Below are 14690 nucleotides of genomic sequence, written 5' to 3' on the forward strand. Positions count from 1 at the left end.
TAAAGTAAATTACGCACTACCAGATATCGAATGGATAATTCAGAAAAATTAAACCTGCTCTTAATCAAGCTGGAAAACCTATTGCTCAGGCAGCAAGGCTTTGAAGCCGAAATTGAAGCTTTAAGAAACGAGGTTCGTGCGCTGCAATCACCAGGTTCAGTATCAACGCCTCCAACAATAAATCCTGACCCAATCATTACAGCACCAACAAGAAATACAGCTCCAAGCTTTGCCGTACAACATTCGGCTGTACCTCAACCTACTCCTGCGCCAATTCCTGCTCTGGCAAACCAAACGCAACCTAACTTCGCCGAGAGATTTAAACGTGAAAACATGGTTAAATCTGATTTCGAGAAATTTATTGGAGAAAACCTGATTAGCAAGATTGGAATCCTGATCTTAATCATTGGTGTGGCTATTGGCGCTAAATATGCCATTGATCATGATATGATTAGCCCACTTACTAGGATTGTATTGGGTTATGCCGTTGGAGCCGGTTTAATGGCTTTTGCTATAAAACTTAAAGCCAAATACGAAAATTTTTCAGCCGTTTTGGTTAGTGGTGCGATTGCGATTATGTATTTTATCACTTATGCAGCTTACAATTTTTACTCCTTAATTCCACAGGCATTAGCCTTTGCCTTAATGTTTGTATTCACCTCATTTACCGTTGTTGCAGCAATTAAGTATAACAAACAGGTTATCGCCCATATCGGCTTGGTTGGCGCTTATGCCGTGCCTTTTTTACTGAGTGATGGTTCGGGCAAAGTCGGCGTTTTGTTTACCTACATGGCCATTATCAATATTGGCATCCTGGTGCTCAGTTTCAAAAAATACTGGAAGCCTTTATTCTATGCATCCTTTGGTTTAACATGGATCATCTTTTCTGCTTGGCGCTTAGCTTTAAGTAACACAAACAATTACTTTAGCCTCGCACTATTATTTTCTACCCTGTTTTTTCTCATTTTTTACATTACCAACCTAGCCTACAAAGTAAGCAAGAAAGAAGTTTTTGGCTTTAGCGATGTAGTCATCTTACTTTTGAATTCATTTGTATACTACGGAATAGGTTATCTAATATTATCAGACAATAAGAACAGCACTGAATTATTAGGCTTGTTTACGTTGGCAAATGCCGTGATCCACTTTGTGGTGAGCTTAATTATTTACAAGAAAAATCTTGCAGATAAAAATCTCTTTTACCTCATTCTAGCAATGGTGATCACCTTTATTACCATGGCTGTTCCTGTTCAGCTAGATGGCGGTTGGGTAACCATTTTCTGGGTTGTAGAGGCCGCTGTACTATTCTACTTAGCACGGATAAAAAAGATTGTTATTTACGAAAAACTTTCCTTCCCATTAATATTTCTGGCTTTTTTTAGTCTGCTGGAAGATTGGATAACTTATTATGACCTCTATAACGGAAATGCAATCGTAATCATACCAATCCTTAACGTGGGCTTTTTAACCGCATGCATATTTATTGCCTGCTTCTTCTGGATGTTCAGCATCAGCAAAAAAGAAAGTGAAGAGCCTGTACAATGGATCTGGATGAGACAGATACTTAGTTATTCCATTCCCGCTATTTTAGTTTTTGTAATCTACATTACCCTTAGGATCGAGATTTCTAAATACTTTAATAACCTCTTCGAACTGAGCAAGATCAACACCACTCCAAAAACCAGATTTTACGATTCAATTAGTGAATACAACTACAATTACAACACCTTAAAAACAGCGTGGATTTATATTTACACCCTATTTTTTGCTTCAGCATTAAGTTATTTGAACATTAAAAAGCTAAAAAATAGCAAACTCGCCATCACTAACCTTATTATTAACATCTGGGTTATCATAGTATTTCTAACTTTCGGACTCTATAAATTAAGTGAACTTAGAGATAGCTATTTGCTTCCTGAAAGTAAATATTTCATTATTGGTTCATTTAATATCGGCATCAGGTATATAGCAATTGCTTTTTTTGCTTTGCTGATTGTACAATGCTACCAGTTGCAACGTTCGGGTCTATTGAAAAAAGATTTGAAGACCATGTTCGATTACTTGCTTTATCTTTCCCTCTTATGGATCATCAGTAGCGAATTGATCAATATTTTAGAACTATCACATTCAGAAGGAAGTTATAAACTGGGATTGAGCATCCTTTGGGGCACATTCTCATTATTCTTAATTAGCATGGGGCTGGCCAAAAACAAAAAACACTTGCGCATTGGGGCAATGGTTTTATTTGGGATAACATTGATCAAACTTTTCTTTTACGATATCTATTCTTTAAGCACAATTTCCAAAACCATAGTTTTTGTGTCGTTGGGTGTATTATTGCTCATCATTTCTTTCCTTTACAATAAATACAAACATTTAATTATTGATGATGCTAAAGTTGAAAATTAACCTATTTACCTTGCTTTTGCTTTGTGTCACTATTGCAAATGCACAAACCAATACTTATAAATTTAAGCGGAGCATAACGGGTGTTAATTCCGTTTGGCATAAAATGGCACTGCCAAATGATTTATATAAAAAAGCAAATGCAGGTTTCGAAGACTTAAGGATTTTTGGCATCAATGGAAAAGATACCCTTGAAGTTCCTTATCTGTTAAAACAGCGTGCCGATAAGGTAACTACAAATGACATTGCATTTAAACAGATTAACCAAAGTACAAACCCAAATGGTTATTATTATACTTTTCAGTCACCAGGAATAAATTTAATCAACCAGATTAATTTGGCTTTTAAACAAGAAAACTTCGATTGGAAGGTTAACCTCGAAGGCAGTAACGATAATAAAGAGTGGTTTTCTCTCTTAACAGACTATCGAATTCTTTCAATCAAGAACAACGATACAGATTACCATTTTACCAAATTGAATTTCCCTGATTCTAAATATCAATATTTTAGGATTGCGGTAAAAAGCCCCGTTCAGCCCGAATTATTGGAAGCAAAAATTTCGAAAACAGATACCGTAAAGGGAACTTATCAAGAGGTTAAGTATCAATCTTTCGATCTTAAAAACGATGTATCCAAAAAGGAAACAATTATCAATGTAACCTTGGCCAATCCCGTTCCGCTATCCAATTTAAGGTTGAATGCACAAAGTGATTTTGATTTTTACCGTTCCATCAAAATTGAATATGCAACAGATGGTTTTAAAACCGACAAAGGCATTCAGTACAATTATGCGAATCTTTATGAAGGTACGATAAGTTCTCTGGAAGAACCTGCATTCAATTTTGCAAATACCATTACATCCAGATTGAAAATTACTATCCAAAATAACGACAATAAGCCGTTACGTCTAAACACATTACAGTTAAAAGGAAACATCTATGAAATTATAGCCCGATTTGACGAACCAAAAGATGAATATGCCTTATATTATGGCAATGAAAAAGCTACAGGTCCGCTTTATGAAATTGAAAAATTTGAAAGTAAAATCCCAAATAATTTAACCAGCGTAAACATTGGAACAGAACAGCGAAATCCTGCCTATTCCATTAAAACAGAAAAACCATTATTTGAAAACAAAGCATGGCTTTGGGTATTAATGGCGGTGATTATTGCACTACTAGGCTGGTTTTCATTTAAAATGTTAAGAAATTAAGATTTATAATTAAAGATGAGTTTTTTAAAAAAGTTATTTCCTTCGAGAGAAGAAAAAAGGCAAGAACCAGAAGTGCTTGCTGAATTTCGCAGTCCATGCTGCCCGATTACAGCAATCGTAGAGCAAGATGAAAGAGTTGCTTACTTTTATCTCTGGGGCGATAAAGACACAAATTTTGGCATTAAAAGCTGTTGGATCAGAAACTTAGCTGCAGCACCTACAAACCTTGAAACGGATCTTATCAAAAAAGGGATATCACCCATGCTTACCAGTTCATTTTGTAGATTTCCAGCGGGGCAACCTCCGTTGAAAAGTGAAGATTTGGAAATCGTGTGGCTCGAAGAGGGGGACGCGGCAGCTTTATTAGCGAAAGAAGAAATTATTGCAATTATACCTTCGTGGTCAGGCAATGGCGACTTTTTCGGCTACGCTAGAGATTGTAAAGATCACGGCGAATTCTGTTGGGAACTTACTGAATCAAATATTTTAATAGATAGGGTTAAAAGTGCCCAAGAATATTGGGCTTTATGGGATAACGAAACAAACCCATTTCAAATAAAACAACCAGAATTATTAAAAAGCTATGAAGAAATTTTAGGAAATAGCAATAAATATTATGCTATTGATGGAAATGAATGGCCACCAAAAGGACTATTTTTAAAAACTGGAGATTTTAATGATGTATTTGTTACGGCTGGCCTTTCTTTGCTTCCAATGCCAGTGGTTGAAATGTATAGCGAAAATCCTAATCAAATAAACAGAATAGAATTGGGCCTGATATTAAAATCAGGCTTAAAGCAATCGGAGTTAGACAAAATAGGAAATTGGATAAGCGGACAGGCAGACATCCCCTGGAAAAGAATTACATGGATGGGCAATGGCCATACTATAACATTTAAAGAATTTAAGAATACCAAAATCACTTCTGTAATTTTAGTTAAGGACTTAAATGTTCTACCTAAATTAGAACTCGATGATTATAGAGGTAGTTCAGTTAATGTTTTGTGGATGATACCCATAACTGAAAATGAAAGAAATCATGTTATTGAAAACGGCAGTGAACAACTTATAGAAAAATTAAATAATATAGGATCTGAAGTTTTTAATATCTATCGTCCAGAAATCATCTTGAATTAACCATGAAGAACATTTTCCAACCCGCAGTAACCAGCGAAATTATTGAAAGAATTAACAGACTTACTCCTACGACCACTCAACTTTGGGGTAAAATGAATGTTGCACAAATGCTGGCACATTGCAATGTAACTTACGAAATGGTTTACGATGACATTCATCCAAAACCGGGGCCAATAATGAGGTTTATCCTGAAAAAACTAGTCAAAAGCAAAGTAGTAAGCGAAAAACCTTATCCTAAAAATAATCAGACTGCCCCTCAATTTATTATTAAGGATGAAAAAGATTTTGAAAAAGAGAAGATGCGTTTAATCGATTACATTAATCAAACCCAACAACTCGGTGAAAATCATTTCGATGGGAAAGAATCACATTCATTTGGGCCCTTAGCAAAAACGGAGTGGAACAATATGTTTTATAAACACCTGGACCACCATTTAACACAATTTGGAGCTTAGCTAGTAGCATAAGAGCAGATTATTGTCCAGATCGCCCCCTTAAATCGTCACTTTTAAACCTTACGCAGGCTAAAAATCTTGCCTAACTTGTGGTAACACAAAAAAATTATATAAAATGGCAAAACCACTTGTAACATGCCTTTGGTTTGACGGACAAGCCGAAGCAGCAGCAAAATACTATTGTACAGTTTTTAAAGATTCCAAAATTACACAAGTAACCCCTATGGTTGTTACTTTCGAATTAAACGGAAATAAATTTATGGGACTTAATGGCGGTCCGCAATTTAAATTCGATGAAGCTATTTCTCTTATGGTAAACTGCGACAGTCAGGAAGAGATAGACTATTACTGGAATACTTTCGTAAATGACGGGGGCACAGAGAGCGTTTGCGGATGGCTGAAGGATAAATTCGGACTTTCATGGCAAATTGTTCCATCAAACATCGGTGAGTTAATGGCAACGCCCGACAGAGCAAAAAGAGTAATGGACGCCGTTATGAAAATGAAAAAGCTTGATATGAAAAAAATGGAAGAGGCATAATTTTTACTTCTACGCCCTTTGAGTTACAAAGAAATTTGCATATCTTGGGTTATATGAAAAGATTAACGATTTTAACCGCGTTAATCATCCCTATATTTCTTTGTACCTCTTGGGGCTTCTTTGCACATCAAAGGATAAACAACCTTGCTGTTTTCACTTTGCCCTCTGATATGATAGGTTTCTATAAAAGGAATATCAAATACATTACCGAACATGCCGTTGACCCAGACAAACGGAGGTATGCTGACACGCTCGAAGCACCACGGCACTACCTCGATGTGGAGAACTATGAGAAAAATATTGATAGTATTCCCGAAAAATGGGATGATGCCTTAGCTAAGTACGGCAAAAAAAAGCTAAACACTGATGGTATTATCCCCTGGCAAATACAGCGTAGTTATTATGGTTTAGTTAAAGCCTTTAAAATGCGTGATTCGGTAAAAATCCTAAAATATTCTGCAGACCTGGGCCATTACATTGGTGATGCTCACGTTCCTTTACATACTACTGCCAACCACAATGGTCAACTCACCAATCAAGTAGGTATACATGCCTTTTGGGAAAGCCGTTTACCCGAATTGTTTTCAACTCAGTACAATTTTGTTGTTGGCAAGGCAGATTATATTGAAAACCCACTACAAGAAATCTGGAAAATACTTAAACACACGCACAGTTTGGTTGATACCGTATTAACTTTCGAAGCTGAACTGAATGCATCATTTCCTTCCGACAAAAAGTATAGCTTTTCTGAAAGGAATAATACTGTACTGAAACAATACGCTATGGCCTATTCAAAAGCTTACCATACTAAAATGAATAACATGGTAGAAAAGCAAATGCGTGCTGCCATATTAAAAACGGGATCATTCTGGTATTCTGCCTGGGTTGATGCGGGTCAGCCAGTGCTTAAAAACCTGATTAAAATAGCGTTATTACCTGATGAGAAAATAGAAAGTGAGGCGGTAGAAAGAAAATATCAAAATGGTTCCCTAATTGGTAGGGAACTATAATTATGCCTTTGTATCCTCTCCTTCAATAATTGCCTCAATCTTTTTAGGTTGAAAACGGCTCCTAACAGCTGCCCAGATGGCGGGAACAAATGTTACCACAGCAATAAAAATGATAACCAGTTCGAAGTTGTTTTTAATTACCGGAATCTGTCCTAATAGATAACCGCCTAACAACAATGCAAATATCCAGGCTACTCCACCAATAATGTTATAATAGGTAAAACGACCGAAAGGCATTTTGGCTATTCCAGCTACAAATGGTGCAATGGTTCTGAAAATTGGCAAAAACCTACTCAACATAATAGCCTTACCACCATGTTTCTCAAAAAATTCGTGAGATTGATGATAATATTTAAGCTTCAAAATCTTATTTTTTTCTTTAAATACACCTGCGCCTAAAACACTCCCGAGTTTATAGTTAACTGTATTTCCTAAAATTGCTGCTACAATTAAAATAATGAGCATGATCCAGATATTTAAACCAGTTTCATGTTCACCTGCAATTAAAGCGCCCATTGCAAAAAGCAACGAATCGCCAGGAAGGAACGGTGTTACCACAAAACCAGTTTCGGCAAAAATAATCAGGAATAAGATGAGGTAAGTCCAGGTACGGTATTCGTTAACAATTTCAGCTAAATGTACGTCGATATGAAGAATAAAATCTATAAGCTGCTGTAGTAGTTCCATTTATCTAATTTTGGGCAAAAGTATGAATATGAAAGGGATTAAATGCTAATATATTGCAATAAAATTAGTTGGCTGAGATGATTCGATTTTTAAGTTCTCCCTTTTTATCGCCATCAAATAATATAAGGTAAACCCTACCATTATTAATATTAAGAGAATCTAATCGTTGTACCACAGGCGGTGGGTTTGTCGCAGTAGGACTAGTTAATTTAAAGGCAAATTTCATGTTTTTATTAACTTTAACCTTTAAAGTTTTAATCGCTCCATATGCAATTGTAGATTCTACAGGTTTGGCTGTATCTGTGCTATCAGTAATTATAACACTAGAGCCTAGTGTGTAACCAAGGTTTAAAAAAGTTAGTTTAGCTGAATCAAGATCTGGTTTTACATCATCGGTATAAACTTTCAATTTTGCAGGATCACCAGTTTTTTCTTTATAATAAAAAACAGAATAATTTTGTCCAATTTTAAATGTTTGTTCTCCTAATGAAGCCACATCAACACCAGTATTTATATTTCGTGTGGTTATATTATAAGCAGCATCACCTGCAACAACCACATAACTTGTGTTTGTATTGTAAGCAACAGGTGTTCCTATTTGTATTCCATTTAAATAGAAACTTTGCGTAGTATCAGTCGAAGCAGCCTGAAAGAATCGAACTTTAGCATCACCTTCAATTAAATTATCGTTTTTGATGCATGAGCTGATTAAAACGGCAAGTATAAGAAGAAGAAATATTTTAGGAAACAATACTTTGTTTTTCATAATTAATCGCTGATGCTAATAAAACGTAAAGATAGCAGAAAGCATATTAAACTTTGAAATTAATTATCGGTAATGATATGTGCTTCTAAGGTTGCTGCCGTTGTACCACTAAACCAAATGGTATATATCTTTCCTCCTTCTAAAGCTGTACTTTGGATGGTTTTAACATTACCAGAGCCTACTACATTATATCTTAAATTGAATCCAGTATCTACTGTAAAATAGCTTGACGCTTCTTTAAAAGCCAATCCATTTACGAATTGGGTACCGCCTTGTACCATAACATTTATGCCAGTGGCAAAATTTGGCGTCAGATTAATTAGTTTGATTTTAGCTTTATCTGATTCTGTATTACTTAAATTATCTTCATAACTCACTATTTCCATCTCTCCTTTTTTATTGGTAACCAAAAAAGTAGTGTAAGTAATAGATGGTGTAAAGTTTAAAGAGGTATCTGTAGTGGTATTATTTGTGCCGGCATAAGAAACATTTCTATTACCAGAAGGTATTTTTACGTAATCGCTGGTTTCGCCAAAGGCTAAAGAAACAGTGGTTAATTTTTCATTATCTAAATAAACATCTTGATGCACATCGGCCAGTGATGCATTGACCATTTTTACCTTGGCCTGGCCTTTCACTACTTCATCTGGATTGTCCTTTTTACAGGATAATAGGCCTATACTACATAAGACAGCGAGCAAAAGCAGTGATTTCGAGAGGTTGTTATAGATTTTCATTGGTTGTGTTAGTTGGTTATAAACAAAAATGGCTCGGTCAAAAACCAAGCCACTTTGTTAATAAAACTAACAAATTAGTTTTTTTTTTAATAACTATTATTTAGCATCACAGGCATCACCAACATTAAAACATCCTCATTTTCATCATTGGTTTGTGGAATTAAAAGCCCTGCTCTATTTGGTGTCGAAAGCTCTAAAGTAACTTCATCACCACTTAAATTACTCAACATTTCGATTAAAAAGCGTGCATTAAAGCCTATTTCGAGGTCTTCACCATCATACTGGCAGCTTAAACGCTCGTGTGCTTCATTAGCAAAATCTAAATCTTCTGAAGAGATATTCAATTCGCTTCCGCTAATTTTCAGTCTTACCTGATGTGTCGTTTTATTCGCAAAAATTACAACCCTACGAAGTGTATTTAAAAACAAACTTCTGTCGATAATTAGTTTGTTAGGGTTATTGGTTGGAATTACCGCCTCATAATCTGGATAGCGCTCGTCTATTAAACGACACACTAAATTGATATTTTCGAACTTAAAGAAAGCGCTTGTTGCATTATAATCTACTGATACATTAATATCAGTTGAAGGTAAAGCAGCCTTCAAAAGTGTTAAAGCTTTTTTAGGGAGAATAAATGATGTTGCTTTATCTGCTTTGCTATCCATACGACGGTATCTCACCAATTTATGTGCATCGGTAGCTACAAAGGTAATGTGCTGAGGGGATAACTGACAGAATACACCTGTCATAGCCGGGCGCAACTCATCGTTACTTACCGCAAAAATAGTTTTTGTAATGGCTTCAGTTAAAACAGACGCAGGTAAGTTTACAGAAGACGCGTTTTCTACTACTGGAATCTTCGGAAAATCATCACCATTTTCACCACTTAATTTATACTTACCATCTCCGGCACTGATCTCGATCGCAAAAGTACTATCATCGATATTAAATGCGATAGGCTGATCTGGCAATGTTTTAAGCGTATCTAATAAAATTTTAGATGGAACAGCTACTTTACCTTCTTCCTTTGATTCTACAGCCAAAGCAGTTGTCATGCTGGTTTGCAGATCGGTAGCAGAGATAGTTAAGTTTCCATCTTTAATTTCGAAGAGAAAATTTTCTAATATAGGCAAAACCGTACTGCTGCTTGATGCACCATTTACGGTTTGTAAGTGTTTTAATAGAGTTGATGTGGATACAATAAATCTCATGATATTATTTAGTCTTCTTCAAAAATATAAAAATTATTTAGCGTACTTGTATTTGCGGTGATAATGTTGAAAAATCGCAAAGAATATTAACAATAGCAAGGGTGCCACTACATTTATAAATTGCCATTTCGTTTTTTCGAGCTTAATTTTGGCTTTATCCAACAATCTGATTTTTACTTCTTTATTCCGTAGCGCAATTAAGTTGTTGTTATCCGTAAAATAATCAACAATATTGAGCAATAAGGCCTTATTACCAAAAGTACGCTGCGAATAACGGTCGAAACCTAGTGGAAAAGGGGTTCCATTTTGCTCCGATACCTGGTTTTTAAAAATATCGCCATCTCCTATCACAATCATTTTAGCCGGTTTACTTATACTTTCCAGGGTGTAAGGTTGCGTAATGGTAGCTGGTAAAGGGCGCCCGGCAAAAACCGATGGAAAATTACCTTCCAACATTAAACCAACATGCTGTGGTTTACTTTGGAAAGACCGTGGGTCTAACTGTTCGCTCACCATTTGCAAGCTAAACAATTTCGGCACATTATACACTTTATTATAGGGAGATGTAGCTAAAATATACGATTTTTTTACACCTTTAACACCAATAGTATCTACTGTACTTGGAAATTCAGATTTTACACCATCCAGCTTTTTCACAACACTTTCAGCAGTATCGGGCAATAAAATCGGGTAATAGATCCAAGGCACCAGTTGCATCTGGTTCTGCCCGCCTACAACACCCGTAGAAACCGGAATTTCGGCACTGTTTGCCGGATCGGCAATAATATTATAATTAATCCTTGCACCGTACATAAAAAGCATATCATCAAGGTTCAAATTACTGTTAACAGCCATCTGACCACTTTTTCCCCGCAAGCTATCCAATTCGGCATTTACCTGATCAATGCTCCAAAGTACCCTCCCGCCGTTCATTACGAAATAGTTAATTTTGTATTTCTCAGTTTCTGTAAAAGGTTTTTTGGGTTTGGCAATAATCAACATTTTCAATTTATCAAGCCCTGTTTTATCAATGCTATTTAAATCAATACGGCCAACCAGATAACTGCTAGATAGGGTGTGAATGGCATCAGCCAATTGTAAATCAGACAGTTCGCCATTTGATTCCGAGAAGCCAATCCGAGGGTTATCACCCGAAAGTACTTTCTTTAAACTCGAAGTAAAAAGATACTCCAAGTTTTCAATTGAGCGGTTTATATTGTCTTCGTAATTTCCGCGGGTATCTAAATTTTGAAAGAGTTTAATGGGAAATTCCTTTCCTTCGCTTTCCATCATCGCCATCGGAAATACGAGCTTCTGCGTTAATCCACTTTCAGTTTTAACACTTAAACTGGTTGCTTCTATACCGCTCTCGTACAAATTATTGATTACTGTATCTTGATCAGCCTGATTAAGTCCCGCTATCGGATCAACAAAAACCACCTTGACCTCGGTTTTAGCATAGGCTTGATAATCAGATAAAATATCTGACACCGCAGTCTGCAAGCGTTTAAACGCAGGTGGTAACTCTCCCGCTAAAAATACCGTAATGATTACCGGTTTTTTATTTTGCTCCAATAAAGATTTCGTTTTATCACTTAAAGTAAAACGCTTATCGGCAGTAAAATCAAAACGATGAAAAGCGTACTTACCTACGATATTTAAAATAATTAACGTGGCTATAACGATGATAGCATTAAGCCATTTATTCTTCAGCTTCATTATCGTTTCCCTCCTATTATTATTTTGGTGAACAATAAAAACAGCACTGAAAAAGAAATAAAGTAAATTAGATCTCTGGTATCTAAAACACCACGGCTTATCGAAGTATAATGTTGATTAATCCCTAAATTGCTAATGATATGTTCCATACTTTGAAATGCAGCAAGCTGACTGCTGTAATCAAAACCTAAAAAAGCGAATGCACATAAAGCAGCACTGATCACAAAGGCAATCACCTGATTTTTAGTCAATGCAGATGAAAAAATGCCAATGGATGTAAAGGCAGCACCCAATAAAAATAAACCGATATAAGAGCCAATAACTGATCCCGAATCAATATTTCCTTCAGGAAAACCCAGCTTTGAAATGCTATAGTAATAAATTAATGTCGGGATTAGGGCAAATAATACCAGAACCAAACTTGCTAAGTACTTTGCCACAACAATCTGCCAGATTTGGATGGGCCGGGTAATTAAAAGCTCATAGGTTCCCTCTCTCCGCTCTTCAGCAAAAGAACGCATGGTAATGGCTGGAATAAGAAACATGAAAAGATAAGGCACTAAACTGAAAAAACCATCAAGTTCGGCATAACCATAATCAAGCACCGAGGTATCAGGAAAAAACCAGAGTAACAGGCCAGAAACCAATAGAAAAATGCCAATGGTAATATAAGCAACCATCGAACTTAAGAAACTGAATAACTCGCGTTTAAAAACTGCGTACATGTGCTATTAAAACGCCGAAGTTAACCATTTATTCCTGCAAATTTAAAAGGAATTGATTAAATGAATGTATTACCAATCAGTGATACTTAAATTTAAAAAGAGGCCGTATCATAAATTTCGGATTGTCATCCTAAAGGATAATTTATTTTATAAAACCGATACAGATTACAGAGATTTTTTTTTTGTGCGGTAAATAAGCTGTGAGGAATCGTCATTGCGAGAAGGCTTTTTCAGCCGACGAAGCAATCTTACAACGATCGCTACTAGCGTGCGCATTAAGATTATTCATTTATGCAGTTGTTTTTAAAGGCATTCATGAGCTCGCTTCGTTCGGTTATCTTCGTTCCTCGCAATGACGACCTTTCTAGGGATTCTGCCAGTGGTAGCCTGTCGAAGACTTAGTTGAACAACTTTTATGTGTTTCGACAGGCTCTCCGTAAGAGTCATTTGGATAACATGACAAAATCTGAGGAGAAATTGTCTTTGTGATACAACCTCTTCTTTATTTCTCGGCTGGTTTAGAAAGAAAAACCTACCCCTACTGAGAAAACTTTATTTTTAAAGGTAATTTCGTCAGAGAGATCTGTATCTGCTATACTGCTTAGTCCCAATCCGTAGCCTGCATGAATATTAAAGCCATTGTTTAATTGGTAACCGGCTAAAAAGTTTAAACCAAAATCCGTCCGTTTAAATTCTGATTCTGCTTCACCAAATTTAATATCTTCTTTTATCGACCCATATTTACCATTTGCGCTTAATGTGTAAGCAAAGTACGGTCCGGCACCTAGAAATACTTTACCAGCGTTTCCTACTTTAAAATTCGCCAATAGGTTTACTGGTAACTCCAAATATTTAAAGTTTAATGTTGCATCTTCAGTAGTTGCAATGTCATTATCCTCAAAGTTAATGTCGCCGTTTGTCAGTTTTGTTCCTTTGTTTATAAAAGTTAAACCAGGTTGAATTGAAATTACATCAGACAGTACAAATTCGGCCGTACCGCCAACATAATAAGATGTTTTTGCATCAAAACTTACCGATGCATTTCCTGAGGAGATGGTCATGTTTGGAAAGGCCACCCCGGCTTTCACACCAAAAATTACAGGTTTGTTTGATTGAGCTGAAGCTGCAAAGCCTAAACTTGCAACTGTTAATAAAGATAATACTAGTTTTTTCATCTGATTTTTTGAGAGTTGTTTTTGAAAATTATTTTTTAGTTTACGTGCCTTCGCCTATTTGGTAAAAACATACAATGATAAACAAACTAACTTGATAGTTAAAATTATTTTGTAACCGATGCAACTTTAAATAGGTGATAAACAACAAAGCCCCCAATTTCTTGGGGGCTTCTAAATAAATTATGGTTTAATACTATAAACCGAAAGCAAAGGCAGCGCGGATACCTACAAATGATAAGGTAGTGCTGTTTTTCGACCATCCTTCATAGCGTACTCCTAAGTCAATACTTGATTTATCAGATACTGAAAATGAAGCACCTAAAGTTGGAGCGTAAGAAAATGCGGTACCCCCATTATTTTCGGTAAAAATTGCAGCACCTAATTCGCCAGCTCCGTAAAAGTTACCACCAAAATAATATTTAGCACCTGCTTTCAAAGGAATAACTCCTGAATTAGTAGCACCAAGATCTTTCCAAGCCTTTTCTGGAGCTACTGAAATATAACCTGCTGATGCAGTTAAGTTCAATGATTTGGCAACGTTAAATTCACCCATTACTGAACCTCCATAGCCCAAGCTTAGTCCATTTGTATTATCACCAACAGGCAATAAGAAATCTGGTCCAACACTAATTTTGTTAACCGCTCCTTCTGTTTGAGCTGAAGCTGCAAAGCCTAGGCCTGCAACCATTAATAAAGAAAGTAATACTTTTTTCATGTGATTTTTATTTATTGTTCGTTAATTATTTTGCTTTTATAGACAAGCATGATGCCAAAAACGTTACAAACAAAATAAAAAAAGCAAAAATAAACATTTAAAATGCTGATAAACATATAGTTACAGGTAACAAATTTTTATTCCAAAAAGTTGTAAACCTTAACTTGCGCTTATATATTGTAGCCTTTGATGA

General features: G+C 35.9%; 14 protein-coding genes. 6 read left to right on the top strand and 8 right to left on the bottom strand.

Features of this window, described 5'->3' with window-relative positions; all coding sequences use genetic code 11:
• Positions 1-30: 30 nt before the first annotated feature.
• The 6 genes from LQ201_RS02985 to LQ201_RS03010 all read left to right on the top strand — a co-directional run bounded on the left by LQ201_RS02985 (position 31) and on the right by LQ201_RS03010 (position 6762).
• Positions 31-2409 carry a DUF2339 domain-containing protein gene (locus tag LQ201_RS02985; protein ID WP_230143604.1) on the top strand — a complete coding sequence of 793 codons (2379 nt, stop codon included), beginning with the start codon at positions 31-33 and terminating at the stop codon, positions 2407-2409.
• Entirely contained in the window at positions 2399-3619 is a 1221-nt protein-coding gene (locus LQ201_RS02990) for a DUF3999 family protein (protein WP_230146596.1), read from the top strand. The genes LQ201_RS02985 and LQ201_RS02990 overlap by 11 nt, the downstream gene beginning before the upstream one ends.
• Positions 3620-3634: 15 nt before the next feature.
• On the top strand, positions 3635-4756 hold the full coding sequence (locus LQ201_RS02995) for a suppressor of fused domain protein (RefSeq protein WP_230143602.1): 1122 nt from the start codon (positions 3635-3637) through the stop codon (positions 4754-4756).
• Between the two features lie 2 nt (positions 4757-4758).
• Positions 4759-5211 (top strand): DUF1569 domain-containing protein, encoded by a 453-nt coding sequence (locus LQ201_RS03000; protein ID WP_230143601.1) that lies wholly within the window; start codon positions 4759-4761, stop codon positions 5209-5211.
• Between the two features lie 115 nt (positions 5212-5326).
• Entirely contained in the window at positions 5327-5752 is a 426-nt protein-coding gene (locus tag LQ201_RS03005; RefSeq protein ID WP_230143600.1) for a VOC family protein, read from the top strand.
• Positions 5753-5805: 53 nt separating this feature from the next.
• On the top strand, positions 5806-6762 hold the full coding sequence (locus LQ201_RS03010) for a zinc dependent phospholipase C family protein (protein ID WP_230143598.1): 957 nt from the start codon (positions 5806-5808) through the stop codon (positions 6760-6762).
• Here LQ201_RS03010 and LQ201_RS03015 read toward each other — a convergent pair whose 3' ends face one another.
• From LQ201_RS03015 to LQ201_RS03050, 8 genes are all read right to left on the bottom strand, one after another.
• Positions 6763-7449: a DedA family protein gene (locus tag LQ201_RS03015; RefSeq protein WP_057932398.1), complete on the bottom strand. Its 687-nt coding sequence runs from the start codon at positions 7447-7449 to the stop codon at positions 6763-6765.
• Positions 7450-7513: 64 nt separating this feature from the next.
• Entirely contained in the window at positions 7514-8215 is a 702-nt protein-coding gene (locus LQ201_RS03020) for a DUF4397 domain-containing protein (protein ID WP_230143596.1), read from the bottom strand.
• Positions 8216-8274: 59 nt separating this feature from the next.
• Positions 8275-8952 carry a DUF4397 domain-containing protein gene (locus tag LQ201_RS03025; RefSeq protein ID WP_230143595.1) on the bottom strand — a complete coding sequence of 226 codons (678 nt, stop codon included), beginning with the start codon at positions 8950-8952 and terminating at the stop codon, positions 8275-8277.
• An 86-nt stretch (positions 8953-9038) separates the two neighbouring features.
• Positions 9039-10163: a DNA polymerase III subunit beta gene (dnaN, locus tag LQ201_RS03030; protein ID WP_086545224.1), complete on the bottom strand. Its 1125-nt coding sequence runs from the start codon at positions 10161-10163 to the stop codon at positions 9039-9041.
• 33 nt (positions 10164-10196) lie between these two features.
• Positions 10197-11882 carry a gliding motility-associated ABC transporter substrate-binding protein GldG gene (gldG, locus tag LQ201_RS03035; RefSeq protein WP_230143594.1) on the bottom strand — a complete coding sequence of 562 codons (1686 nt, stop codon included), beginning with the start codon at positions 11880-11882 and terminating at the stop codon, positions 10197-10199.
• Positions 11882-12607 (bottom strand): gliding motility-associated ABC transporter permease subunit GldF, encoded by a 726-nt coding sequence (gene gldF, locus LQ201_RS03040; protein ID WP_230143593.1) that lies wholly within the window; start codon positions 12605-12607, stop codon positions 11882-11884. The genes gldG and gldF overlap by 1 nt, the downstream gene beginning before the upstream one ends.
• A 518-nt stretch (positions 12608-13125) precedes the next feature.
• Positions 13126-13782, bottom strand: a complete 657-nt coding sequence (locus LQ201_RS03045; RefSeq protein ID WP_230143592.1) for a porin family protein — start codon at positions 13780-13782, stop codon at positions 13126-13128.
• Positions 13783-13975: 193 nt separating this feature from the next.
• Positions 13976-14497: a hypothetical protein gene (locus LQ201_RS03050; RefSeq protein ID WP_230143591.1), complete on the bottom strand. Its 522-nt coding sequence runs from the start codon at positions 14495-14497 to the stop codon at positions 13976-13978.
• Between the last annotated feature and the right edge of the window lie 193 nt (positions 14498-14690).

The organism is Pedobacter sp. Bi126, from assembly GCF_918698245.1.
In the GTDB taxonomy this organism is placed as follows: Bacteria; Bacteroidota; Bacteroidia; order Sphingobacteriales; family Sphingobacteriaceae; genus Pedobacter.

Coding starts and splice junctions, on each gene's coding strand:
- LQ201_RS03015 (WP_057932398.1), bottom strand. CDS start 7,449: ATGGAACTACTACAGCAGCTTATAGATTTTATTCTTCATATCGACGTA.
- LQ201_RS03000 (WP_230143601.1), top strand. CDS start 4,759: ATGAAGAACATTTTCCAACCCGCAGTAACCAGCGAAATTATTGAAAGA.
- LQ201_RS03025 (WP_230143595.1), bottom strand. CDS start 8,952: ATGAAAATCTATAACAACCTCTCGAAATCACTGCTTTTGCTCGCTGTC.
- LQ201_RS03050 (WP_230143591.1), bottom strand. CDS start 14,497: ATGAAAAAAGTATTACTTTCTTTATTAATGGTTGCAGGCCTAGGCTTT.
- gldG (WP_230143594.1), bottom strand. CDS start 11,882: ATGAAGCTGAAGAATAAATGGCTTAATGCTATCATCGTTATAGCCACG.
- LQ201_RS03005 (WP_230143600.1), top strand. CDS start 5,327: ATGGCAAAACCACTTGTAACATGCCTTTGGTTTGACGGACAAGCCGAA.
- LQ201_RS02985 (WP_230143604.1), top strand. CDS start 31: ATGGATAATTCAGAAAAATTAAACCTGCTCTTAATCAAGCTGGAAAAC.
- LQ201_RS03045 (WP_230143592.1), bottom strand. CDS start 13,782: ATGAAAAAACTAGTATTATCTTTATTAACAGTTGCAAGTTTAGGCTTT.
- LQ201_RS03020 (WP_230143596.1), bottom strand. CDS start 8,215: ATGAAAAACAAAGTATTGTTTCCTAAAATATTTCTTCTTCTTATACTT.
- LQ201_RS02995 (WP_230143602.1), top strand. CDS start 3,635: ATGAGTTTTTTAAAAAAGTTATTTCCTTCGAGAGAAGAAAAAAGGCAA.
- dnaN (WP_086545224.1), bottom strand. CDS start 10,163: ATGAGATTTATTGTATCCACATCAACTCTATTAAAACACTTACAAACC.
- gldF (WP_230143593.1), bottom strand. CDS start 12,607: ATGTACGCAGTTTTTAAACGCGAGTTATTCAGTTTCTTAAGTTCGATG.
- LQ201_RS03010 (WP_230143598.1), top strand. CDS start 5,806: ATGAAAAGATTAACGATTTTAACCGCGTTAATCATCCCTATATTTCTT.